Annotated in this window: 20 protein-coding genes, 5 tRNA genes and 1 pseudogene; 5 read left to right on the forward strand and 21 right to left on the reverse strand. The window is 67.7% G+C overall.

Features of this window, described 5'->3' with window-relative positions; all coding sequences use genetic code 11:
- Positions 1–217: 217 nt before the first annotated feature.
- From fabG to ER13_RS09120, 4 genes are all read right to left on the reverse strand, one after another.
- Positions 218–958: a 3-oxoacyl-[acyl-carrier-protein] reductase gene (gene fabG / locus ER13_RS09105; RefSeq protein ID WP_035308603.1), complete on the reverse strand. Its 741-nt coding sequence runs from the start codon at positions 956–958 to the stop codon at positions 218–220.
- 142 nt (positions 959–1100) lie between these two features.
- Complete coding sequence (fabD, locus tag ER13_RS09110; protein WP_035308606.1) at positions 1101–2060, reverse strand: ACP S-malonyltransferase; 960 nt, start codon at positions 2058–2060, stop codon at positions 1101–1103.
- An 83-nt stretch (positions 2061–2143) separates the two neighbouring features.
- The gene (locus tag ER13_RS09115) at positions 2144–3469 is read right to left on the reverse strand and encodes a cytochrome b/b6 domain-containing protein (RefSeq protein WP_035308608.1); all 1326 of its coding nucleotides are present in this window, start codon (positions 3467–3469) and stop codon (positions 2144–2146) included.
- 82 nt (positions 3470–3551) lie between these two features.
- Positions 3552–4250, reverse strand: coding sequence for a YceI family protein (locus ER13_RS09120; RefSeq protein ID WP_035308610.1), 699 nt, complete (start codon positions 4248–4250; stop codon positions 3552–3554).
- A 144-nt stretch (positions 4251–4394) separates the two neighbouring features.
- Here ER13_RS09120 and ER13_RS09125 point away from each other — a divergent pair, with 144 nt between their 5' ends.
- Entirely contained in the window at positions 4395–5459 is a 1065-nt protein-coding gene (locus ER13_RS09125; protein WP_035308612.1) for a PA0069 family radical SAM protein, read from the forward strand.
- On the opposite strand, the gene ER13_RS09130 is transcribed toward ER13_RS09125, so the two are convergent.
- Complete coding sequence (locus tag ER13_RS09130; protein ID WP_035308614.1) at positions 5456–5866, reverse strand: hypothetical protein; 411 nt, start codon at positions 5864–5866, stop codon at positions 5456–5458. The genes ER13_RS09125 and ER13_RS09130 overlap by 4 nt on opposite strands.
- Positions 5867–5875: 9 nt before the next feature.
- Positions 5876–7120, reverse strand: coding sequence for a class I SAM-dependent RNA methyltransferase (locus tag ER13_RS09135; protein ID WP_035308616.1), 1245 nt, complete (start codon positions 7118–7120; stop codon positions 5876–5878).
- A 216-nt stretch (positions 7121–7336) separates the two neighbouring features.
- Here ER13_RS09135 and ER13_RS09140 point away from each other — a divergent pair, with 216 nt between their 5' ends.
- Positions 7337–8008: a glycine zipper 2TM domain-containing protein gene (locus tag ER13_RS09140; protein WP_008262332.1), complete on the forward strand. Its 672-nt coding sequence runs from the start codon at positions 7337–7339 to the stop codon at positions 8006–8008.
- A 168-nt stretch (positions 8009–8176) separates the two neighbouring features.
- On the opposite strand, the gene ER13_RS09145 is transcribed toward ER13_RS09140, so the two are convergent.
- From ER13_RS09145 to ER13_RS09165, 5 genes are all read right to left on the reverse strand, one after another.
- Positions 8177–8902: a TlyA family RNA methyltransferase gene (locus ER13_RS09145; protein WP_035308618.1), complete on the reverse strand. Its 726-nt coding sequence runs from the start codon at positions 8900–8902 to the stop codon at positions 8177–8179.
- Complete coding sequence (locus ER13_RS09150) at positions 8899–11628, reverse strand: valine--tRNA ligase (protein ID WP_035308619.1); 2730 nt, start codon at positions 11626–11628, stop codon at positions 8899–8901. The genes ER13_RS09145 and ER13_RS09150 overlap by 4 nt, the downstream gene beginning before the upstream one ends.
- 104 nt (positions 11629–11732) lie before the next feature.
- Positions 11733–12362, reverse strand: a complete 630-nt coding sequence (locus tag ER13_RS09155; RefSeq protein WP_035308622.1) for a DUF2497 domain-containing protein — start codon at positions 12360–12362, stop codon at positions 11733–11735.
- Between the two features lie 173 nt (positions 12363–12535).
- A complete protein-coding gene (locus ER13_RS09160; RefSeq protein ID WP_035308623.1) occupies positions 12536–14071 on the reverse strand; it encodes a TolC family outer membrane protein in 1536 nt (511 codons plus the stop codon).
- A gap of 121 nt (positions 14072–14192) precedes the next feature.
- Positions 14193–14822 (reverse strand): protein-L-isoaspartate O-methyltransferase, encoded by a 630-nt coding sequence (locus ER13_RS09165; RefSeq protein ID WP_035308624.1) that lies wholly within the window; start codon positions 14820–14822, stop codon positions 14193–14195.
- Positions 14823–14955: 133 nt separating this feature from the next.
- On the opposite strand from ER13_RS09165, the gene ER13_RS09170 reads away from it, so the two are divergent.
- Positions 14956–15029, forward strand: a tRNA-Cys gene (locus ER13_RS09170).
- A gap of 289 nt (positions 15030–15318) precedes the next feature.
- On the opposite strand, the gene ER13_RS09175 is transcribed toward ER13_RS09170, so the two are convergent.
- Entirely contained in the window at positions 15319–16131 is an 813-nt protein-coding gene (locus ER13_RS09175; protein ID WP_035308626.1) for an RNA methyltransferase, read from the reverse strand.
- Between the two features lie 62 nt (positions 16132–16193).
- On the opposite strand from ER13_RS09175, the gene ER13_RS09180 reads away from it, so the two are divergent.
- Positions 16194–16268, forward strand: a tRNA-Asn gene (locus ER13_RS09180).
- Positions 16269–16416: 148 nt separating this feature from the next.
- On the opposite strand, the gene ER13_RS09185 is transcribed toward ER13_RS09180, so the two are convergent.
- The 9 genes from ER13_RS09185 to ER13_RS09225 all read right to left on the reverse strand — a co-directional run bounded on the left by ER13_RS09185 (position 16417) and on the right by ER13_RS09225 (position 21791).
- Positions 16417–17373 carry a rhodanese-related sulfurtransferase gene (locus tag ER13_RS09185; protein ID WP_052005014.1) on the reverse strand — a complete coding sequence of 319 codons (957 nt, stop codon included), beginning with the start codon at positions 17371–17373 and terminating at the stop codon, positions 16417–16419.
- A 31-nt stretch (positions 17374–17404) separates the two neighbouring features.
- Positions 17405–17481 (reverse strand) — tRNA-Arg (locus ER13_RS09190).
- Between the two features lie 18 nt (positions 17482–17499).
- A complete protein-coding gene (locus tag ER13_RS09195) occupies positions 17500–17805 on the reverse strand; it encodes an ETC complex I subunit (RefSeq protein WP_035308636.1) in 306 nt (101 codons plus the stop codon).
- 78 nt (positions 17806–17883) lie between these two features.
- Positions 17884–17960 (reverse strand) — tRNA-Pro (locus tag ER13_RS09200).
- 45 nt (positions 17961–18005) lie between these two features.
- Positions 18006–18485, reverse strand: a complete 480-nt coding sequence (locus tag ER13_RS09205; protein ID WP_008262859.1) for a DUF192 domain-containing protein — start codon at positions 18483–18485, stop codon at positions 18006–18008.
- Between the two features lie 22 nt (positions 18486–18507).
- Positions 18508–19032, reverse strand: a complete 525-nt coding sequence (locus tag ER13_RS09210; protein WP_008264262.1) for a cold-shock protein — start codon at positions 19030–19032, stop codon at positions 18508–18510.
- A gap of 274 nt (positions 19033–19306) precedes the next feature.
- Positions 19307–19381: transfer RNA gene (locus ER13_RS09215), tRNA-Glu, on the reverse strand.
- A gap of 96 nt (positions 19382–19477) precedes the next feature.
- Positions 19478–21289 (reverse strand): single-stranded-DNA-specific exonuclease RecJ, encoded by a 1812-nt coding sequence (recJ, locus tag ER13_RS09220; protein ID WP_035308637.1) that lies wholly within the window; start codon positions 21287–21289, stop codon positions 19478–19480.
- Between the two features lie 40 nt (positions 21290–21329).
- Positions 21330–21791 (reverse strand): hypothetical protein, encoded by a 462-nt coding sequence (locus ER13_RS09225; RefSeq protein WP_035308638.1) that lies wholly within the window; start codon positions 21789–21791, stop codon positions 21330–21332.
- A gap of 89 nt (positions 21792–21880) precedes the next feature.
- Here ER13_RS09225 and ER13_RS17955 point away from each other — a divergent pair.
- A pseudogene (locus ER13_RS17955) lies at positions 21881–22180 on the forward strand (class I poly(R)-hydroxyalkanoic acid synthase); the annotation flags it as partial.

The following is a 22180-nucleotide window of genomic DNA, read 5'->3' on the forward strand; positions in this document are numbered from 1 at the left end:
TGGTTGGTCGGCAGCGGCAGTTGTGAATAAGGGCCGGTGTCGGAAATGGTGTTCTCTCTGCTTGTTTGAAACCGCGGCGGGGGGCGTGCTAGCTTGTAAACCGCCGCCCCACGGCAGCGAGGGCGACGCAAGCCCGAAAGCCCGAACCGCCGTTGCGTTCTGCCCTTTAGCACAGGCTTTCGGGCAAGAAATAGTCTGTTGAATTTCGTGATCGCGATCAGATCATCGCCATGCCGCCGTTCACATGCAGGGTCTGGCCCGTGACATAGGCCGCTTCGTTCGACGAAAGATAGACGGCGGCGGCCGCGATCTCGTCGCCGGTGCCCAGCCGACCAGCCGGAATCCGGGCCAGAATGGTCTCACGCTGCTGCTCGTTCAGCACATCGGTCATCGGCGAGGCGATGAAGCCCGGCGCGATGCAGTTGACCGTAATGCCGCGCGACCCGACCTCTTGGGCCAGCGACTTGGAAAACCCGATCATCCCGGCCTTGGACGCGGAATAGTTGGTCTGGCCCGGATTTCCGGTGACGCCCACGACCGAGGTCACGCCGATGATTCGGCCCGAACGCCGCTTCATCATCCCCTTCACCGCCGCGCGGGTCAGGCGGAAATAGCTCTCCAGATTGATCTGGATGACCGACTGGAAGTCCTCGTCCTTCATCCGCATCAGCAGGCCGTCCTTGGTGATGCCCGCATTGGCCACCAGGATGTCCAGGGCTGAGCCCGCCGCCGTCTCGGCCGCGTTCACCAGATTGTCGACCGACTCGGGGTCCGACAGGTTCGCCGTGGCGAAATGCGCTCGTTCGCCCAGTTCCTTGGCCAGGTCCGCCAGCACCGCCTCGCGCGTGCCCGACAGCACCACGGTCGCGCCCTGGGCGTGCAGCGCCCGCGCCACCGCCCCGCCGATCCCGCCCGTCGCGCCGGTCACCAGCGCGGTCTTGCCTGCAAGATTGAACATTCAAATCCTCCGCTCATCCCGGCGAAAGCCGGGACCCAGTGCTTTCACGCGCAGGATGGCCGGGATCACCGTTCCTGCGCAAACCCAAACGCTCATCGCCCAAAGATCTGGGTCCCGGCTTTCGCCGGGATGAGCGGCGAAATTACAGAGCCTTCGCGAAGGCTTCCAACTCTTCCGGCGTGTTCAGCGGCAGGCATTCTGCGTCCGGCGCAATCCGCTTGGCCATGCCGGTCAGCACCTTGCCCGAGCCGATCTCGACGAAGCGCGTCACGCCGCCCCCGTCTTGCGAATCTGGGGTCGCCATCCACTCCATGCTCTCGCGCCAGCGCACACGGCCGGTCACCTGCTCCACCAGCAGGCGGCGGATGACCTCAGGATCGCTTTCCGGCCGCGCCAGCACATTGGCCACCACGGGCACGACCGGCGCCAAGATGGTCGCCGACGCCAGGGCCTGCGCCATCTCGTCCGCCGCCGGCTGCATCAGCGGGCAGTGGAAGGGCGCCGAGACGTTCAGCGGAATCGCCCGCGCCCCCAGTTCCTTGGCCTTCTCGATGGCCCGGTCCACGGCCGCCTTCTCGCCCGAGATGACGATGTTCCCGGCGTTGTTGTCATTGGCGACCACGCAGACGCCCAGTTCGGCGCCCGCCGCCGCCGCGGCCTCGGCCAGGGCCAGGTCGGTCTTGGGTCCGATCAGCGAGGCCATGGCCCCCTGCCCCACCGGAACCGCGCGCTGCATGGCCTGGCCGCGCAGCTTCAGCAGCCGCGCCGTGTCCGACAGCGAGATCGCCCCCGCCGCCGCCAGGGCCGAATATTCGCCCAGCGAGTGACCGGCCACATAGGCCGCCGTCGCGACGTCGAAGCCGAACTCGACCTTCAGCGCCCGGATCGCCGCCACGGAGACCGCCATCAGGGCGGGCTGAGCGTTCTCGGTCAGGGTCAGCTGGTCCTCGGGGCCTTCGCGCATCAGCACCGACAGCTTCTGACCCAGAGCCTCGTCCACCTCGGCGAAGACGTCGCGGGCGGAGGCGAAGGCGTCGGCCAGTTGCGCGCCCATGCCGACGGCCTGGCTGCCCTGTCCCGGAAACAGAAGTGCGAGGGTCATCGACCGCTCCCTGAATCATTGATCAAGGCGCGGACCCCTAAGGCCTGACTTCCCTCAGGGCAAGCGGCGGCGCATTCGGCGCCCTACTCCGCCCGTCGCGCCGTGACCTTGATCTGGACGCCGATCATCTTCGACACCCAGTCCCCGGTCGCGTCCGACTCCATGCCCATGTCCAGCGCCGTGCGGTCCAGCTCCAGCCGGCCGTCCACCGCGGCGACGCCGCCGGCTTCTCGGAAAGTGAATGGCAGGACGACCGGCACGGTGGTCGTCCTGACCCGCAGCCTGCCCGTCGCCTCATAGCGGTCGCCGCCCAGGGCGCGGAAGCCCGTGGTCTCGAACCGGGCGGTCGGATACCGGCTCGGATCGAACCATTCGGCGCCTTGCAGCGAGCCCTCCTGCGTCGGGTCGCCGGTCCGGGCCGACGCCGTCTGCACCGTGATGACGGCCTTGGATCCCGCCAGATCCGTCGGATCGAACCAGACCTGGCCCTCCCAGCGTTCGAACCGCCCCTTGAAGGCCGCGCCCGCATGGGTTCCGCAGAAGGCGATGCTCGAGGCGGCGGAGTCGATGGTCCAGCCGGCGGCCGTCCCCGGCGTGACCGGCGCCTCCGCCGAGACCGGGCCTGACGCCGGCGCCGAGACCGGAGCGGGCGCCTCCGTCCGGGTCATCTCCAGACCGGGCATGGCGTAGGGCCGCGCCGCCACCGCGCCCGCAACGGCTACGACGGCGATCAGGGCCACGCCCACGCCCCGCTCGACCCAGGGGGAGGACGGCGCCGAAACCGACGGCTCGTGTCCCGCCTTCAGGCCAGGCTTGAGAAACGGGACCATGTGCGACAGCACGCCGTCGCGATCCACGAGCTGATGCTTCAGCGCCGCCCCGACATGCAGGGCGACCAGGATGACCGCGCCCCAGGCCATCGCCGCATGCGCCCCCATGGCCTGGAACGCCAGGGCCCGTTTCACGCCCGCCGCCAGTTCGGCCACGCCCGGCAGGTGCGGGATGGGAAACAGGCCGAACCAGCTGGTCGCCACCTCCAGCGCCCGGTCCTGCGACACGGCCCAGCCGGCCGAGACATACAGCCACCCCGTCAGCGGCAGGGCCAGCATCAGGGTGTAAAAGGCCACATGGGTCGTGTGGGCGGCGAAGGCCTCCCACCGCTTCATCCCGCGCGGCAGGGCCGGCCCCCGGTGCGTCAGCCGCCAGACGATCCGCACCACGGTCAGGGCCAGGATCAGGAAACCGATCGACTTGTGGATCTGAAACACCCGATAGGCCAGGGCCTGGCTGTCGGGCTGTTCGATGGCCGCAGTCATCCACCACCCCATCGGAATCATCGACAGGATGCAGACGGCGATTACCCAGTGCAGGGTGACGGCGACGGCGGAATAGCGATGGGCGGCGGTCATGAGCGGTCTTCGATCAGGCGAAAAATGAGCACGGCGGCGGAGCCTGCCTCCGCCGCCGTTTCGGTGGTCTCGGTGCGGACGATCAGTTCGCCGGCGCGGCCGGGGCGGCCTGCTGGATGAACTCGCCGTCGAAACGGATGGTCACCTCGTCGCCGACCGGGCCCACGGCCATGCCGAAGTCGCTGCGCTTGAAACGCCCCTCGGCGGCGAAACCGACGGCCGGGACCTGGGCGAACGGATGCCGTTCGATCTCGCCGTTGAAGGTCGCGTCCAGCGTCACCGGACGGGTCTGGCCCAGGAAGGTCAGGTCGCCCGTCACCTTGGCCGTGCGCGCCCCGGTCGGTTCGACCGAGGTCGAGACGAATTTGATCGTCGGGAAGGCCTTGGCGTTCAGGAACTTGGCGTTATTCGCCATGTCGTCGTTCCAGCTGTGGAAACCGGTTCCCGCGTGCGAGGCCTCGTAGTCGGCGGGATAGGCGGCGTCGACCGAGGTCGGATCGATGGTCGCCGTGATCCGGGAGTTCCCGAGATTGGCCGGATCCAGCGTCAGCGTCGCCTCAAGCTTGTCGAAACGGGCGGTGTAGTTCGAGATGGTGTTGTGCAGCACCGACCATTGCAGCGTCGCATGGGTCGGATCCAGCGCATAGACGCCGGCGGGCGCCTTCAGCGCCACGGCGGCTTCGGCCTCGGCGGCAGGCGCCGTGACCGGCGCCTCGCCCGGACGGTTGCAGGCGGCCAGCAGGGTCAGAAGGGACAGGGCCGCCAGATGTCTGATTGTCATGCGAAACTCCTCGACTAAGGTTCGCCATTAGCGGCGCCATATCCATACAGCAACTGAAACTGTGTCTTATGTTTGGCTTGTTGCGAACGACATGCAGAACAAATGTTCTTGCTCTGTTCTCTTTTCTGATCCATCCTCCGTCTCATGAAATCCGCCAAGGGAAGAGGCGCGCGTTCGAATGCCACAGGCCGTTACGAGCCCGAACAGCATGAGTCGTTCGACGATGGCTGGACGAACGACGACGCCCAGGCCGCGCCGCTGCGCACCACCCTCACGCCCGAACACGCCCGCACCATCATCGCCCGGAACGACAGTCCCGACATCGGCTTCGACCGCTCCATCAACCCGTACAAGGGTTGCGAACATGGCTGTATCTACTGCTACGCCCGTCCGTCCCATGCCTGGATGGGCCTATCCCCGGGCCTGGATTTCGAGAGCCGGATCTTCTTCAAGCCCGAGGGCGCACGTCTGCTGGAACAGGCCTTCCTCGCCCCCCGATACCGGTGCAAGCGCATCCACATAGGCGGCAACACCGACCCCTATCAGCCGGTCGAACGTGATCTGAAATCGACCCGCTCGATCCTCGAGGTCATGCGCCGGTTCAATCACCCGTTCAGCATCATCACCAAGTCGGTGCTGATCGCGCGCGACGCCGACATTCTGGGGCCGATGGGCCAGGCCGGCCTGGCCTCGGCCTTCATCTCCATCACCACCCTGGACCGGGGCCTGGCCCGCGCCATGGAACCCCGCGCCTCGACCCCGGCCAAACGGCTGGAGGCGATCAGCCGGCTCGCCGACGCGGGCTGTCCCGTCGGCGTCGGCTTCGCCCCGGTCATTCCCGGCCTGAACGACCACGAACTGGAATCCGTGCTTGAGGCGGCGGCCAAGGCGGGAGCGACGCGGGCCATGTATGTCACCCTGCGCCTGCCGCTCGAGATCAAGGATCTGTTTCGCGAATGGCTGGCCGACGCCCGCCCCGATCGCGCCGCCCGCGTCATGTCGCTGATCCGCCAGACGCGCGGGGGCAAGGACTATGACGCCGACTGGTCCCAGCGGATGAAGGGGACCGGCCCCGTCGCCGAACTGATCGGCGCCCGCTTCAAGGCCGCCGTCAAACGCTACGGCCTGGATACGCCGCTGCGACTGCTGGACGAAACCCAGTTCCGCGTCCCCGCCGACGCCCAGCCGCAGCTGGAGCTGTTCGGTTAATCGGCGTCCGCCGCCGACGGATCGACGGCCCGCGTCACCAGATCGCGCCAGGTCGGGTCCGTGTCGTCGACCAGATCGACGTCCTCCATCAGGGCCACCGCCCCCTCCCCGTCCGGCAGGATCAGGCCCAGGATCTCCATCTCCTCGCCGTCCGGCCCCAGATGGCTCTCGGCCTGGACCGCGACCGCCGCCTGTTCGCCGTCCTCCTCCCACCAGATCACCGGCTGGGGCAGGTCCATGGCGATGGGGCGTGGATCGTCGGTCTCGCCCAGGGCGAAGACAGCCCGGCGCGCCTGGACGTCGTCCAGCGTCGCCACCGCCCCGACGAAGGGCTTCAGCCGGCTCCAGTCGTCAGCGTCGAACCCGCCGCCGTCGTCTTCAAGCCCGTCCTGCAGATCGTCGTCCATATTCACGGCCTACCGCTTGAAAACACTGACCAGTTCGACATGGGCCGACCACAGGAACTGGTCCACCGGCGTGACCCGCTCCAACCGGAAGCCGGCGTCGATCAGCACCCGTGCGTCGCGGGCGAAAGTCTGCGGATTGCACGACACCCCGACCACCACCCCGGCCTTGGTCCCGGCGATCTGGGCCGTCTGGTCGATGGCCCCTGCACGCGGCGGGTCGAACACGATGGCGTCGCAGCCCTTCAGGTCATAGGGGGTCAGGGGCCGCCGGAACAGGTCGCGCGCCTCGGCCGTAATCGCCTTCATCCCCTTGGCTGAGCCCACGCCCGCCTTCAGCGCCTCGATCCCCGCCTTGGACGCGTCGGCCGCGATCACCGGCGCGACGGTCGCCAGCGGGAAGGTGAAGGTCCCGGCGCCGCAGAACAAGTCGGCGATCTTCCTGGCCCCCTTCACCGCCGCCACGGCCCGCTCGACCATGGCCGCCTCGGCCTGGGGCACGGCCTGCAGGAAGCCCCCCGCCGGCAGGGGCACGGTCGCGGGACCGAAGCCGATCTTCGGCTGGCGCGCCATCACCAGGGTGTCGCCCGCCAGGCTCAGTCGCGCCAGATCGGCCCGGTGCGCTGCCGCTATGGCCCGCATCTGGGCGTCGGCCGACAGCCCGCCGCCCGAGCGCCGCTCGACCCCCGTCACATCCACGTCCAGCCCCGACAGGGTCCAGGTCACGTGCAGGGTCGGCGCCGACTTGGGATGCTCCAGAAAGGCCGCCGCCACCTCGGTCAGGGCCGGCATGGCGCGGATGATCCGGGGATCGGCCACCGGGCATTCCCGCACCTCGACCAGCCGCCACGACCGCCGCGCCTTGAAGCCCAGCACCACCCGGCCGTCCTGGGTCCGGCGTGCGTGCAGGGCTGCGCGCCGCCGCGTCCCGGCCGGGCTCGCCACCGTCGCCTCGACCTCGGTCTCGATTCCCTCGCGCGCCAGGGCCAGCCGCACCTGCTCGCGCTTCCACTCCAGATAAGGCTTGTCCGCCCAGTGTTGCAGCGAACACCCGCCGCAGTCGCCGTACTGGGGCGACACCGGCGCGATCCGGTCCGGACTGGGGGTCACGATCTCGACCTGCTCCAGCCGCCCGTCCACAACCTCGCCCCGCACCGTCTCCCCCGGAAGGGTCAGGCCGGCGAAGACCGGCCCCTGCGGCGTCTCGGCGACGCCGTCGCCCTGTCCGCCGACGCGGCTGATCGTAAAGGTCTGCATCGCCGGGCTTCTAGCCGCGACGCCCCTCCGCGCCAAGCCACGGCCAACGAACACGGCCTCAAGTAGCGCCAAGCGCGGTAGGCCGACAAACATGAACGAAAATGAACGGATCGCTCAAAAGCCGTTCAGCTTCACTCCCTTAAACCCCAATGCAACAGACAGCCGGTCCACCCGTTCAGCCCTCGTCACTGAACGTCCGACCATAAGGGGTTGAAGATGCGTCTTTCCACCAAGTCCCTCGCCGCCGTCGCGGCCTTCACCCTCGGCGCCGTCGCCGCGCCCATGGCCGCCTCGGCCCAGAGTTACGGCTACAGCCAGAACTACGGCACGGGCGCCTACGCTCCCTCTTACGCCTACGGCAATGGCTACCAGCAACGGCAATACGACCCCTGCGCCCGTGAGCGTCAGGGCCGCACGGGCGCCGGAGCCGTCGTCGGCGGCGGCGCTGGCGCGGTCATCGGTTCGCAGCTGGCCGCGCGCGGCCGCCGTACCGAGGGCAGCATCCTGGGCGGGGTTCTGGGCGCCGTGATCGGGTCTCAGGTCGGCCGCTCCAGCTCCGACGCCTGCCGCTCGTACCAGAGCAGCTACGGTCAGCAGGGCTACTACAACCAGAACGGCTATGCCCAGAACGGCTACAGCCAGCCGAGCTATTACGACGACCGCTACAGCGGCGATCAGGGCTATCGCTACGACGATTATGACCGTCGCGGCGACTATGTCCAGGATCGCGGCTACTACGACGACCGGTCGCGCCCGGTCGATTCCTATCAGAATTCAGATGGATGCCGTCTGGCCGAAAGCCAGATCCGTCTGCCCGATGGTCGCACGGACACCCGTTACGTCCGCACCTGCCCCGACCAGTACGGCCGCTATCGCGTCGTCGATTAATTTTCAGCCCCCCTGTCGATCGACGACGTGACGGAAGCCGCCGGAGGAGAAATCCTCCGGCGGCTTCTTATTTTTAAGGGGGCTATCGGCCTTCGGCCTGCTTGAGCCCGTCTCCTCCCCACTTGTAGGGAGGGGGATCGCGCGAAGCGTGGTGGAGGGATTGCCGGCTCAGACCCGCCTGGCCCACAGCAGGAATTCGATATTGCCGTCTCCGCCGGTGATGGGGCTCTCGGTCGTCGCCTGCACCGCCCAACCCAGGGCCTCCAGCCAGTCGGCGACGCGCGCCACGGCGGAGGCATGGGCCACGGGATCCTTGACCACCCCCTTCTTGCCGACCCCGCCGGGCCCGTCAGCCTCGAACTGCGGCTTGACCAGGGTGATCAGGTCCGCCTCATCGGCCGCCAGATCGAGCGCAACCGGCAGGACCTTGATCAGGCTGATGAAGCTGGCGTCGCACACGATCAGCGAAGGCCGCTCCGGGATCAGATCCGGCGTCAGGTCGCGCGCATCGGTCCGCTCAAGGCTGACCACCCGCGGATCGGCCGCCACCCGCTCGTGCATCTGGCCGAAGCCGACATCGACCGCGAACACCCTGGCCGCCCCGCGATCCAGACAGACCTCGGTGAAGCCGCCGGTCGACGCTCCGACATCCAGCACCACCCGTCCGTCGACCGCCACCGGCCAGACGGTCAGGGCGTGATCCAGCTTCAACGCCCCGCGCCCGACCCAGCGGTGGGCGTCGGCATAGCCGATCTCGGCGTTCGCGCCGACGGTCTGGGAGCCGGACTTGGCCGGCGCGCCGTCCACGGTCACGCCGCCGGCCTCGATGGCCGCCTTCGCCCTGGCCCGGCTTTCCGCCAGGCCGCGCGTGACGAGAAGCTGGTCCAGCCTCATCCGATCTCGCTCAGCCGCGCCAGCGCCGCCTGTAGCTTGACCTTGCCCGCCTCGGCCTCGGCCAGTTTGGCCCGCTGTTCATCGACCACGTCCGGCGCGGCGCGCGACACGAAGTTGGGATTGCCCAGCTTCTTGTTCACATGGCCGATATCGCTTTCGAAGACGGCGATCTCCTTCTCCAGCCGCGCCCGTTCGGCCGTCAGATCAATGATGCCCGTCAGCGAAAGCGCGACCGTCGATCCGCCCGAGACGAAGGTCACGGCCCCGGTCGGCGCAGCGTCCGCCGATCCGACCTCGGACACTCGGCCCAGGGTCAGGATCAGGTCGCGATGGCGCGCGATCCGCTCGCCCGTGACGGCGTCCGGCGCAACGAAAGCCAGAGGCGGCTTGGCCGCCGGCGGCACATTCATCTCGGCCCGCAGGCCCCGGATTTCCCCGACCAGATCGACCAGCCAGCCGATCTCGGCCTCGGCCGAGACGTCGATAAAGCCGTCCGGCAGCACCGGCCATTCGGCGCCGATCAGCAGGCCTTCCCTAGCCGGCCCCTCCTTGCCCAGTTCAGCCCACAGCTCCTCGGTGATGAAGGGCATGACCGGGTGCAGCAGCTTCAGCGTCTGGTCCAGGGTCCAGGCGGTCATGGCCCGAGTCTCGGCCTTGGCGGCCTCGTCGGCGCCGTTGAAGACCGGCTTGGCCAATTCCAGATACCAGTCGCAGAAGACGTTCCAGACGAACCGATACAGCGCGCCCGCCGCATCATCGAACCGCCCGCCCTCGATGGCCTCGGACACGGCCCGCTCGGCCTTGGTCAGTTCGCCGCGAATCCAGCGGTTGATCGTCTGTTCGACCGTCGCGGGATCGAAGCCCTCGACGCGCCGCGCCTCGTTCATCTGGCTGAATCGGGCGGCGTTCCACAGCTTGGTGCCGAAGTTGCGGTATCCTTCGATCCGCTGCTTCGACAGTTTGATGTCGCGCGTGCCCGACAGGATGGCCATGGTGAACCGCAGCGGATCGGCGCCCAGCTCGTCGATGATGCCCAGGGGATCGATGACGTTCCCCTTGGACTTGCTCATCTTCTGGCCCTTCTCGTCGCGGACCAGGCCGTTGATGATGACCCGTTTGAATGGGACCTCGTCCATGAAGTGCAGGCCCATCATCATCATCCGGGCGACCCAGAAGAAGATGATGTCCGCCGCCGTGACCAGGTCGCTGGTCGGATAGAACCGCTCCAGATCCTCGGTCTTCTCGGGCCAGCCCATGGTCGAGAACGGCCACAGGGCGGAGCTGAACCAGGTGTCGAGTACGTCTTCGTCCTGGGTCAGGGCGACCTCGGAATCATAGTCCGCCATCGCCAGTTCGCGGGCGTCCTCTTCCGTCTCGGCGACATAGATCTCGCCGCCCGGTCCGTACCAGGCCGGGATGCGATGCCCCCACCACAGCTGGCGGCTGATGCACCAGGGTTCGATGTTGCGCAGCCATTCGAAATAGATTTTCTCGTACGACTTCGGCTCGAACACCGTGTCGCCCTGCTCCACCGCCTTCAGCGCGGGTTGGGCCAGGACCTTGGCGTCGACGTACCACTGGTCCGTCAGCCAGGGCTCGATAACCACGCCGGAGCGATCGCCGTGCGGCACGACGTGCTTGGTCTTCTCGATCTCGCGCAGCCAGCCCTCTTCCTCGGCCCGGGCGACGATGGCCTTGCGCGCGGCGAAGCGGTCGACGCCGACGTATTCCGACGGCACGTCCGGCGTATCCACGTCGGTGATGCGGCCGAAGGCGTCGAGGATGTTCAGCGACGGCAGGCCCGCCCGCTTGCCCACGCCGAAGTCGTTGAAGTCATGCGCCGGCGTGATCTTCACCGCGCCCGAGCCCTTGGTCGGATCGGCGTAGTCGTCGGCGACAATCGGGATGCGGCGTCCCACGATGGGCAGGGTCACGAACTTGCCGACCAAGCCCGCATACCGCTCATCCTCGGGATGCACGGCCACGCCGGTGTCGCCCAGCATCGTTTCAGGCCGCGTCGTGGCGACCACGATGAAGTCGCGCGTCTCGAACTCGGTCGCCTTGCCCTCGTCGTCAAAGGCGACCGGGTGTTCGTAGGTCACGCCGTCCGCCAGCGGATAGGCGAAATGCCAATAGGCGCCGTCCACCTCGCGCTGCTCGACCTCCAGGTCCGAGATGGCGGTCTGGAAATGCGGGTCCCAGTTCACCAGCCGCTTGTCGCGATAGATCAGACCTTCCTTGTGCAGTTGCACGAAGACCTTGCGGACGGCGGCGTTCAGCCCCTCGTCCAGGGTGAACCGCTCTCGCGACCAGTCGCAGGACGCGCCCAGGCGACGCAGCTGGCGCACGATGGTCCCGCCGCTTTCTGCCTTCCATTCCCAGACCTTGTCGATGAAGGCCTCGCGGCCCATGTCGCGCCGCCCGACGTTCCCCGCCGCCGCCAGCTGACGCTCGACCACCATCTGGGTCGCGATACCGGCGTGGTCCGTACCCGGCAGCCACAGCACCGCCTTGCCCTTCATCCGGTGATAGCGGGCCAGGATGTCCTGAAGGGTGTTGTTCAGGGCATGGCCGATGTGCAGGCTGCCCGTCACGTTCGGCGGCGGAATGACGATCGAATAGGCGCCTTCGGCCCCTTCCCTGCGGGGCGCGAACAGGCCGCTCTCTTCCCACTGGGCGTACAGGCGGGGTTCGGCGGCCTGGGGTTCGAAGGTCTTCTCGAGCATGGGACTTCTTTGATCGTTGTCGTGCGGCCGAACGGCGGCCTGGAATGACAAAGGGCGGCCCCTGCAGGAGCCGCCCCTCGATTAGTCTGCGGTGAAGCGAAGGGCTAGGCGCTGCGCGCGATGCGTTCGACTTCCCTCTGCACCGCCGCCTCGACGATGGCGGGCAGGTTGTTGTCCAACCAGTCCTTCAGCATCGGACGCAACATCTCGGCGACCATGGCCTCGACGGTGTTGCCGCTGACGAAGGGCATTTCCGTCGAAGAGGCCGCAGCAGGCTCAGGTTTCTTGAACGAGGCGGCCAGACCGGCGAAAGCCGAAGCGGCGCTGGCGGCGGCGCTTTCGCCGACCAGCGCATCATAGGCCGGGGCGGGCGTTTCGGCCGGCTCGGGCGCGGAAACGACCGGCTCGGGCGCGGCCTCGACGATGTCCAGATCGCCGATGGTTTCCGATGCGGGCGCTTCATAGAGTTCGGTCAGCTCGAGGACATCGTCATCGGCGACTTCGGGTTCCGGTTGCGGCTCCGGCTCGGCGGGCGCGGCGAAAATACTCTCGGCCGCCGCAGGCTCGGGCTCAGGCTCCGGCGTCGGTTCGGGCGCTGGCTCCGGCGCAGGAGCCGGTTCGGGCGCGGCCGCAGCCGGCGGCGTCTCGGCGGGCGCGTCGTCTTCGGAGATGATCCGGCGAATCGACGCCAGGATCTCCTCCATGGTGGGTTCCGGGGCGGACTGATCGGTCATGACTTAACCCTGGGAGAGGCCTGGAATGAAACTGGGGGCGTGGAGGTCGCCCCCAAACGCCATGCACGGGTCCGGGACCGGAAGACCAAGCCTTCTCGACCCCAGGATATTGTCGTCGCATCAACGCCCGCCGGAATCAACGGGCGTTTTGCCCCTCGTTCGTCAGGCAGACGTCATGCGCCAGGCGCAGTGCGGATCACATCGCCCTTGAGTTGAGCGTCGATCGGCGCATCCCGTGCGTCGTCGGCGTCGACGACCGGCGGCGAGGCGACCCGGTCCAGGGCCTCGATCACGCCGTCCCAGGGCAGGCCGCCGCGATTGCGGACGCGGTCATAGTTGGTCTTGGCGTCATAGACGTCCAGATTGGCGTTCAGGTTCGGCCCTTCGAGCTGGCCCATCGCCGACAGCAGCGAGGCGCGGGCCACATATTCGGCGGCGCGGGCGGCGGCCAACGAGGTCTGCGACGCCCGCAGGGTCACTTCCTGGTTCAGCACGTCCAGCGTGGTGCGCAGGCCGACCTGCGCCTCCTGCCGCACGCCCTCGGCGGCCACCGAGGCGGCGCGCACGGCCTCTTCGCCGGCGGCGACGTTCGACCGGGTCGACAGGACCTGGGCATAGGCCGAGCTGACGTTCTGCAGCACAGTGCGGCGCTCGCCCTCGACGGCGATCTGGGCGGCGTTGGCCCGTTCCAGGGCCTGGGCGACGCGCGACCGGTTCAGGCCGCCGGTGAACAGCGGCACCGACAGCGTGGCGCCGGCGGTGAAGCTGCGGCGGTCGGCCAGTTCACTCAGATTGCCCAGATCGTTCGCCGTGCCGCCGTAGGAGGCGGTGGCGCGAACGGAAGGCAGATATTCGGCCCGCGCGGCGGCGACGGCGGCCTCAGCCGCCTGCAAGGAATAGGTCGCCGAAAGCACGCCCGGATTACGCGCCAGGGCGACTTCCATGGCGGCGTCGAAATCGTTCGGAACGGTCGGCAGGACCGGGGCCGCCTCAAGGTCGCTGGGCGACTGGCCCACGACGGCGGCATAGGCGGCGCGGGTGGTCGACAGCTGGGCCTGGGCGTTGGCCAGATCGGCTTCGGACTGGGCCAAGGAGGCCTCGGCCTGGGCCACGTCGGTCCGGGTGATCTCGCCGACCTCGAATCGGGCGCTAGTCTCTTCCAGCTGGCGTTGCAGCACGGCGAGGTTTTCCTGGCGGATGCGCAGGATTTCCATGTCGCGGGTGACGTTCACATAGGCCTGGATGACCGACAGCATGACCGACTGTTCGATCTCGCGCAGGTTCTCACGCCCCGCCATCACGCCGGCCCGGGCCTGGTCGATGGCCAGGGTGGTGCGGCCGGCGGTCCAGATGTTCTGCGACAGGCTGACGCCCACGGTGGCGCCGTCGCTCTCGGACGATGAACTGGACACCTGGGTGTCCGGCACGCCGTCGTTGTTCGTGTCGACGAACTGGGTGACGGTCGGGAAATCGTTGCGGGCGTAATCGACCCCGGCCGAGGCGCTCAGCGCCGGGCGCAGGCCCGATCGCGCCTGGACCACGGTTTCGTCCAGCGCGCGCTGATTCGCCCGCTGGGCCAGCAGGCTGGGATTGGTCTGATAGGCCAGGGCGATCGCTTCCTGCAGCGTCTCGGCCCAGGCGGGCGCGCCAAGCCCTGTCACCAGAGCCACCACAGCGGCCGAAGCCAGCACACGCGAGCGTTTCAACATTGTCCGTCCTTGCCTGACGCCCCCGAGGAGCGCCCGAATGTCATCAAGCGTAACTGCGGCCTCAGTCGACCTGACGCCAGTTAAGTTTTTTTCACGCTTCCCGCGAGCGCTGCCGACTACGTCAGAATGCGAATGTAGGCGCCGGCGTCAGTTCCGCGAGAAGGGCCGGGGATGAATCGAACAGTTCGCGACGCGACAGGCCTTCGCGGCCCTTAACATAGAGGGCGGCCTTGCCGATGGCGCCGCGCCGCTCGACCACCACCAGGCGGCCGCCGGTCCGCAGGGCCTGCCCCCAGGCTTCCGGCAAGGCCGCCACGCCGCCTTCGCAGACGATCAGGTCCCAGCCCTCGCCCACCGGCGCATCCAGAGGCGCGACCGCCGTCGTCACCCCGTCCTCCGCCAGGGCCTCGCCCACGACCTCGAAAACGGCCGCGTCAGACTCTTGCGCCGTGACCGTCAGACCCATGCGCGCCAGCACCGCAGCGGCATAGGGAGCAGCGATGGCCAGGGCCTTCTCCCCTTCCCGCGCATCGGCGGCCTGCAACAGCTTGGAGACGTCGCGCGCCGGCATCAGCTTGCGGTCGCCCGCAATCTCGACCGATGCGTCCGAATAGGCGGCGAAGATGCGGTCCGGCGCACAGTAGCGTTCGCGCGGAACCGCCATCATGGCCATGTGGATCTCGTGATTGGTCACATCGTTCACGCGGACCTGCGAGTCGACCATGGCCTTGCGCTCGGCGGTGAAATCCATCTTTGGGCAGCCTTCAATCGGTAGTCAGGGAGGAAATCTTGCGCGCTTATAGTTCCGCGCGTTGCAGCGGACAATCCGATCTGATAGCGAACGCCCCTCGCGATGACCGCCCCCGAGAAATCGGGGACAAGGCGGCCTGATGGCGGAGTGGTGACGCAGAGGACTGCAAATCCTTGCACCCGGGTTCGATTCCCGGTCAGGCCTCCATCGCGACAAACGAACAAAAGGCGCGGATCCCGGGATCCGCGCCTTTTTCGTCTCTATCGCCCCCTGAACGATCAGCTGATCGGCGCAGTCACCCAGCCGATCAGGCCCGCCGCGCCCAGACCGGCGACCCCGGCGGCGATGAAGATCGCCGCCCGGACGTTTCGGTTCAGAAAATACAGAATGTTCATTGCGCGCCCCCACACCAACGAGAACGATGGTCGCCACAGTTTCGGTCGCCGCGCAAGGTGTACAAAACCTTAACGACCTAAAATCCTGGTGAACGCCGGCGTCAGCCTGCGGGCCGCCCGCTGGTCACATGATGAAGCGCCAGGGCGCTGGTCACGGCGACATTCAACGAATCAAAGCCCCCCGCCATGGGCACGCCGACGGCGCGGCACCGATCAATCACGACACGGGGCAGACCCGGCCCCTCCGACCCCACCATCAGGGCGACGGGGCCCTGGGGCCGGTAGTCCGCCAGCCTCAGCGTCGCCGACGGGGTCAGGGCCAGCACCTCCACCCCCGCCGTCTGCATCGCCGCCACCAGATCCTCGGCCGATCCGCCGACCGTGAACGGGCTCCTCAGCACGGCCCCGACCGAAACCCGGATAGCCTTGCGATAGAAGGGGTCGCAGCAGGTCTCGTCCAGCAAGACGGCCCGCGCCCCGAAGGCCGCCGCATTGCGGAACACGCCGCCCATATTGTCGTGATTGCCGATGCCGCTGGCGATCACGAACACATCCTCGTCGGCGACGGCCGCCAACAGGTGCTCGACCGGCGGCGCGACGGGCTTCTCACCCAGGGCCAGGATGCCCCGGTGCAGCGGAAATCCGGCGATCCGGTCCAGAACGGTCTGGCCGGCGACATAGACGGGAACCGACGGCGCAAGCGCCGCGATGACGTCGCTCAGGGCCGCGACCCGTTTCTCCGCCAGCAGCAGGGCGCGGGGTCGGCATCGTGAGGCGGTCGAGGCCAGCACCCGCACCACCACCTCGCCTTCGGCCACGAACAGGCCCTCGCGGCCCGTCAGGTCGCGTTCGCGAATATCGCGAAAGCCGGAGATCCGGGCGTCATCGGGGTCATTGATGGAGATCGTGCGCATTCGTCGTTTTTCCCATTGCACGAATCGAATGGCCGCTGCTATAGGCCCGCCTCCCGAGCAGTTCCGCGGTAGCTCAGTGGTAGAGCAGCCGACTGTTAATCGGCTGGTCGTAGGTTCGAATCCTACCCGCGGAGCCACTCGGGGCTAAGACTGTCGGCATCAGACATCTCGCCGCCAGCGCTGTTTTGGCCTGAAAATCGGCGGGTTTAGCAAAGACCGCCCATTCGTTGGCGACGCCCTGACCGGTTCTCTTCTCCCCCTCATCGTCGCGCCTGGGCCTGACGGTCACCCGTCTTCGCGTCGCCCCAGATGTTCCGTCCCGCGCAGACGGGCGAGCTCGATCTGTCTCTGACGTTCGGCGTAGCGCAGCCTCTGCGCGTCGTCGCGCCTATCCCGGCAGCGTTCGCAGCAGACGCCCTCGATGAAATGGGCCGACGCCCGGCCTTCGGCGTCCAGGGGCATACGGCACCCCCGGCACAGGGTGTGATCGCCCTGCACCAGGCCATGACCGACCGAGACCCGCTCGTCGAAGACGAAACAGTCGCCGCGCCACAGGCTGTCGGCCGGTTCGACCTCTTCCAGATAGCGCAGGATCCCGCCTTCCAGATGGTGGACGTTCTCGACTCCCTCGGCCTTCAGGAAGGCGGTCGATTTTTCGCAGCGGATGCCGCCGGTGCAGTACATGGCGACGCGCTGCGGCCTGATCTGATCCAGCAGGGCGCGTCCTTCGGTGCGGAACCAGTCGGGAAAATCGCGGAAGCTGCGGGTGTTCGGCTGCACCGCCCGCTCGAAGGCGCCGATTTCGCCCTCGTAGTCGTTGCGGGTGTCGATCACCAGGGTGGTCGGATCGGCGATCAGGGCGTTCCAGTCCGCAGGCGCGACATAGACTCCGGCCTGTCGCGCCGGATCCAGGTCCGGCTGGCCCATGGTCACGATCTCGCGCTTGATCCGGACCTTCAGCCGCAGAAACGGCATGTCGCCGGTCCAGGCGTATTTGACCTCCAGATCGGCGAAGCCCGGAATGGCGCGGATGTCGGCCAGCACCGCTTCAATACCCGCTTCAGGACCGGCGATCGTGCCGTTCAGCCCCTCGGTCGCAACCAGCAGCGTGCCTTTGACCGCGCCGGCTTCGCACACGCTGTGCAGCCGCGCCTGCACCGCCTCGACGTCCTTGATCGCGGCGAATCGATACAGGGCGGCGACGCGAATCTCGCCGGGGTTCAGAGATTTTGAATTGGTCATGGCGTGGCTTTCAGCGGCGCCGTCGCGAGAATGGCGCGCCCTGCAGGACTCGAACCTGCAACCGTCCGCTTAGAAGGCGGGTGCTCTATCCGGTTGAGCTAAGGGCGCTCGGCAGCGAGCCGGGCGTCAATGCGTCCAGGGCTGTTTGCGATTGGGGGCGAAATTGTCGGCGTAGGCCTTCAGGATCGTCGGGGCCTCGTTCGGCTCGTGCAGGCGGAACGGAATGCCGTGGCGTTCGGCATAGGCGACGGCTTCTTCCTTCGAATCAAAGGCGAGACGCACCTGACCGTTCATGTCCGACGAACTGGTCCAGCCCATCAGCGGATCAAGGCTGCGGGCCGAGGCCGGTTCAAACTCCAGACGCCAGTCGCGGCTCTTGGCCTTGCCGGACTGCATAGCGGTCTTGGCTGGGCGGTAGATGCGGGCGAGCATGGCGAAATCCCTAGTGATCGGCAGGTCCAGAGGACCTGCCATAACGCGCGCGGGACACGGAATCCAGCGGCCGTCCATTGGTCGGGGCGAGAGGATTCGAACCTCCGACCCTCTGGTCCCAAACCAGATGCGCTACCAGGCTGCGCTACACCCCGGACCGAACGGAGCGCTCTATTGGCACTTCGTCGCGCGATCCGCAATCAAGGCTTGAAATAAGGATGCAAAATCCTGTCGCCGGGCTTGGCGCCGATCTCGGCCGCGCGACCCGCGCGAAGCTCCAGCACGCCGTTCGCGGCCCCGTTCGACGGTATCGGAACCTCGGAAAAGGGCGTGGCGTGGGAGGCGATCGAGACGATCCGCCCTTTCGGATCGATATAAAGGATGTCCAGAGAACTGGGCGTGTTGCGCATCCAGAAGCTCTGTTCCCGTGGCGCCTCTCCGGGCCACTGGAACAGCATGCCGCGATCATCGCCCAGCGGCGGGCGGAACATCAGGCCCCGCTGACGTTCAGGCTCTTCGTCGGCGATTTCGACCCAGAACGGGTGCTCGCCGGACGCCGTCACCACGGCCAGCTTCTGCAGGGGCTCGCCATTCGGCCCGGCCGGCGCTTTGGCGGCGCATCCGGCGACGGCGAGCGCCATCAGGCCGGCCACAACAAAACGTCTCGTCGCGTCGATCATGCGCCCCTCCTGGAGCGACCGATCAGCCGCCCGGTCTGATTTCAGCCACCACCAGCCCCTTGGGACCGCTGGCGAATCGCACCTGCACCGTGTCGCCTGGCACCAGATCGTCCAGGCCGCAGCGCCGCAGGGTTTCGATGTGGACGAAGATATCGCCCGGTTCGCGATCACGCACCACGAATCCATAGCCCTTGGTCCGATTGAACCATTTGACCACGGCCGGCTCCAGGACCGCATCGATTTCGGGCGACGTCGCGATAGCCTCGGCCATGGGCGCCGAACGACGCACGATGACGCTCGCCTCGCCCGCTCCCAGGTCATGGATCTCGACGGCCTGCCAGCCTTTGGATCGCCGAACACAATCGCAGACAATAGGCGCGCCTTCATCTGCCGTTTCGCGGCCGGTGTCGCGCAGACTGCTGATGTGCAGAAGAACATCCCGTAGCTCGGTCAACGTCGGGTCATCCGGCACGATGAAGCCATAGCCCTTCGCCGGATCGAACCACTTCACGCGCCCGACGACACGAACGGTCTCCGCCGTCTCCATCTCATCGTAGTCAGACAAATTATCAAACCCCCGTCCGCTCCTCTTACGGACACGATTACGTTTAACACTGTTCCGCGAATCTTTGGAAAGGTCAAAATGGGGGAAAGGCGCCCGAAACTTGCACCTTCTGGCGGAAAGCTTCCAGTTGTGTCGCACGAATGACACCACCCGTGATGGTTTTCGCCCATGGCGACGACGGGGTTGGTGCAGGACTCAAATGAAGAGGCGACCGCCGCTCGGGCGGCCTATCGGCACGGCCCGTATTCATCCCGCGTGGCAGTCCCTAGGGGAGTCGAACCCCTCTTTTCAGGTTGAAAACCTGACGTCCTAACCGATAGACGAAGGGACCGCTGCGCGGGAGAGCCGGCGATATAGCCGCGCCCTCGGACGGGTGCAAGCGCGGATTTCGAGTTTTTTGCGACGGTCCAGGGCGTGCCCGCGCCGCTCAAACCCTGCGCGGATCGGCGACGTCCTCGATCTCGAACTGCACGCCGCGACGGCCGTTCCAGTCGTCCGCCTTCAGACGGCCGACGACATTCAGCCCGCCCTGCCCGCTCAGCAGCGCCTGGCCGGTCGGCAGATCGGCGCATCGCCAAGCCACGGCCCGCACCGAGGCGCCGTCCGGCCCGACCAGGCGACAGCGGACATGGCCGCCGTTCATCTGCACCGGTTCGCGCGCCTGAACCCCGTTCAGGGCGAAGACCGGCTCGGGGTTGGAGGGGCCGAAGGGGGCCAGTTGCTCGAAGGATTCGAACAGGGCCCGGGTCGCTGCGCCTGGATCGATCAGGGCGTCGATCTCCAGCGCATCCATCGCCACCGCCTCGATCCGTTCGCCGGCCAGCCGGTCGTTCAGGAAGTCGGTCAGTTCAGCCAGTCGTGCGCCGTCCATCGTCAGACCGGCCGCCATGGCGTGCCCGCCGCCGGCCAAAAGAATACCCGCCTCCCACGCCGCCTGAATGGCGCGGCCCAGGTTCATGCCCGGCTGCGACCGGCCCGACCCCTTGCCCAGACCCGTCACCGGATCCAGCCCGATGACGATCACCGGCTTGCGCCAGCGTTCGCGCAGGCGCCCGGCGACGATGCCGACCACGCCGGGGTGCCAGTCCTCGCCCGCCACGACGACCAGGGCCGTCTCGTCGGCGTGGGCGCCGGTCGCCTCGACGCGGCGGACGGCGGCCTCCGTCACGGCGCGTTCGACCTCGCGGCGCGACAGGTTCAGGGCGTCCAGCTCCAGCGCCAGGGCCTGGGCCTCTGCAGGATCGTCGGTCGACAATAGCCGCGCGCCCAGGTCCGATCGGCCGATCCGCCCGCCGGCGTTGATGCGTGGCCCTAGTATAAAGCCGGCGTGGTTGCTCTTGGCCGGCCCTTGTTCGGCGCCGGCGGCGGCCAGCAGGGCGCGCAGGCCCGGGTTCTTCCAGTCGCTCATGACCTTCAGTCCCAACCCCGTCAGGGCGCGGTTGAACCCGGTCAGGGCCGTGACGTCGCAGATAGCGCCCAGGGCGGCCAGATCCAGCCACTGGCGAATATCGGGCTCGGGCCGGTCCGCGAACAGGCCGCGCCGCCGCGCCTCGCGGTTCAGGGCGGCCAATAGAACAAAGACCACCCCGGCCGCCGCCAGATTGCCCTGGCCCGAGTTGCAGCCCGGCCGATTCGGATTGACGACCGCCAGCGCCCTGGGCGGTTCGCTGCGCATCAGATGGTGGTCGATGACGACGACGTTCAAGTCGATGGCCGCCGCATGGGCCAGGGCCTCGTTCGCCGCCGCGCCGCAATCGACCGTCACCACCAGGTCGGCGCCGGCCGCCTTCAGGGTGTCGAAGGCCTTGGCGCTGGGGCCATAGCCCTCGGTCAGCCGGTCAGGAACATAGATGGGCAGGTCCGCCCCCATGGCCCGGAACCAGCGCACCAACAGGGCCGCGCTGGAGGCGCCGTCCACATCATAGTCGGCGAAGATGTGAACCTGAGACTTGGCCTGGAACGCATCCAGCAAGGCCTCGGCGGCGGCGTCCATGTCCATGAAGCTGGACGGATCGGGAAACAGGGCGCGCAGGGTCGGGGTCAGGAAGTCGGCGCCCTGGTCGGCCCGCACGCCGCGCGAGGCGAGAGCCCGCGCCAGCGGCTCCTCCAGGCCCAGACCCTGCATGTGGGCGCGGATGGTCGCGGCCTCGGCCGGGCGCTGACGCCAGGCCCGACCGGACAGGGACTGGGTCACACCCAGAAATGCGTTATCGATCTTGAAGCCGCCGTCGTCCGCCATCGTCGCATTATCCGGGGATTCTCGAGCCCCGGCGACAAGCTCATTCAATCGGACGCCGATCAATCGGCGGCGGGGCCTTGGCGCGATCCCGCAGGCTCTGGGCGAAGGCGTCGATCTCGGCCTCGGTGCGGGCCGCATCCGGCGACACGGGAACGGCTCCGACCTGAGCGCGGGTCTCGGCGGCCAGGGTTTCGGCGTCGCCCAGCGTCCAGTCGATCCGCGCCACCTCGCCGCCCAAGGCCCCGCCCTGGCCTTCCAGAGCCTGGACCCGGGCCGCGACCTGGGCCGCCTGCGGCAGGTCGACCGGCGCGGCGGGGAAGTTCTCCCAACTGGGATAATGGCGATTGGCGTCGACCAGGGCCTGAACGCGCGGCGCGATCGGCGACGTCGGATCGGTGCTCGGCGCAAACGCGCGCGCACAGGCCCCCAGAGACGCCGACAGCGTCGCCAGGCAGAGCAACGAAGCCGTCAGCCCCGTTCTTTTTCGAAAGTGCGCGTTCATGTCGGGGTCGGTCTTATGCCATCATCGCTTCGTGCGGAAGGGCGAGGCGTCGAACCAGTCCTCCGAACCCAGGAAGGCGAAGGAAATTCATGGCCCAAGCTCCGAAGAACAAGACTCCGACGTCCCAGCCCGCTCCAAAGGGCGACGCCCGGAAGGCCAAGCCCGGCGCGTCCAAGTCAGCGGTGTCCAAGTCGGCGGCGTCCAAACCCGCGGCGGCCAAGACGCCCGGGCCCATGGCGCTTGAGGACGCCCCGGTCGCAAAGACCCCGCGCAAACCCGGTCGACCCACCTCGGCCAAGCCCCGCCCACCGCGCGCCAAGACACCGACGCCCGAGCCCAAGATCGAATCGCCGGACGCCGCTCCTTCCGCCGAGACGCCTGCTGAACCC

The sequence above is a fragment of the Brevundimonas sp. EAKA genome (genome assembly GCF_000698025.1).
Taxonomy (GTDB): Bacteria; Pseudomonadota; Alphaproteobacteria; order Caulobacterales; family Caulobacteraceae; genus Brevundimonas; species Brevundimonas mediterranea_A.

Coding starts and splice junctions, on each gene's coding strand:
- ER13_RS09165 (WP_035308624.1), bottom strand. CDS start 14,822: ATGGATTTCACCGCCGAGCGCAAGGCCATGGTCGACTCGCAGGTCCGC.
- ER13_RS09150 (WP_035308619.1), bottom strand. CDS start 11,628: ATGCTCGAGAAGACCTTCGAACCCCAGGCCGCCGAACCCCGCCTGTAC.
- ER13_RS09160 (WP_035308623.1), bottom strand. CDS start 14,071: ATGTTGAAACGCTCGCGTGTGCTGGCTTCGGCCGCTGTGGTGGCTCTG.
- ER13_RS09125 (WP_035308612.1), top strand. CDS start 4,395: ATGAAATCCGCCAAGGGAAGAGGCGCGCGTTCGAATGCCACAGGCCGT.
- fabD (WP_035308606.1), bottom strand. CDS start 2,060: ATGACCCTCGCACTTCTGTTTCCGGGACAGGGCAGCCAGGCCGTCGGC.
- ER13_RS09145 (WP_035308618.1), bottom strand. CDS start 8,902: ATGAGGCTGGACCAGCTTCTCGTCACGCGCGGCCTGGCGGAAAGCCGG.
- ER13_RS09225 (WP_035308638.1), bottom strand. CDS start 21,791: ATGAACGCGCACTTTCGAAAAAGAACGGGGCTGACGGCTTCGTTGCTC.
- recJ (WP_035308637.1), bottom strand. CDS start 21,289: ATGGCGGACGACGGCGGCTTCAAGATCGATAACGCATTTCTGGGTGTG.
- ER13_RS09185 (WP_052005014.1), bottom strand. CDS start 17,373: ATGACCAATTCAAAATCTCTGAACCCCGGCGAGATTCGCGTCGCCGCC.
- ER13_RS09130 (WP_035308614.1), bottom strand. CDS start 5,866: ATGGACGACGATCTGCAGGACGGGCTTGAAGACGACGGCGGCGGGTTC.
- fabG (WP_035308603.1), bottom strand. CDS start 958: ATGTTCAATCTTGCAGGCAAGACCGCGCTGGTGACCGGCGCGACGGGC.
- ER13_RS09210 (WP_008264262.1), bottom strand. CDS start 19,032: ATGGAGACGGCGGAGACCGTTCGTGTCGTCGGGCGCGTGAAGTGGTTC.
- ER13_RS09115 (WP_035308608.1), bottom strand. CDS start 3,469: ATGACCGCCGCCCATCGCTATTCCGCCGTCGCCGTCACCCTGCACTGG.
- ER13_RS09155 (WP_035308622.1), bottom strand. CDS start 12,362: ATGACCGATCAGTCCGCCCCGGAACCCACCATGGAGGAGATCCTGGCG.
- ER13_RS09175 (WP_035308626.1), bottom strand. CDS start 16,131: ATGCGCACGATCTCCATCAATGACCCCGATGACGCCCGGATCTCCGGC.
- ER13_RS09135 (WP_035308616.1), bottom strand. CDS start 7,120: ATGCAGACCTTTACGATCAGCCGCGTCGGCGGACAGGGCGACGGCGTC.
- ER13_RS09120 (WP_035308610.1), bottom strand. CDS start 4,250: ATGACAATCAGACATCTGGCGGCCCTGTCCCTTCTGACCCTGCTGGCC.
- ER13_RS09205 (WP_008262859.1), bottom strand. CDS start 18,485: ATGATCGACGCGACGAGACGTTTTGTTGTGGCCGGCCTGATGGCGCTC.
- ER13_RS09140 (WP_008262332.1), top strand. CDS start 7,337: ATGCGTCTTTCCACCAAGTCCCTCGCCGCCGTCGCGGCCTTCACCCTC.
- ER13_RS09195 (WP_035308636.1), bottom strand. CDS start 17,805: ATGCTCGCCCGCATCTACCGCCCAGCCAAGACCGCTATGCAGTCCGGC.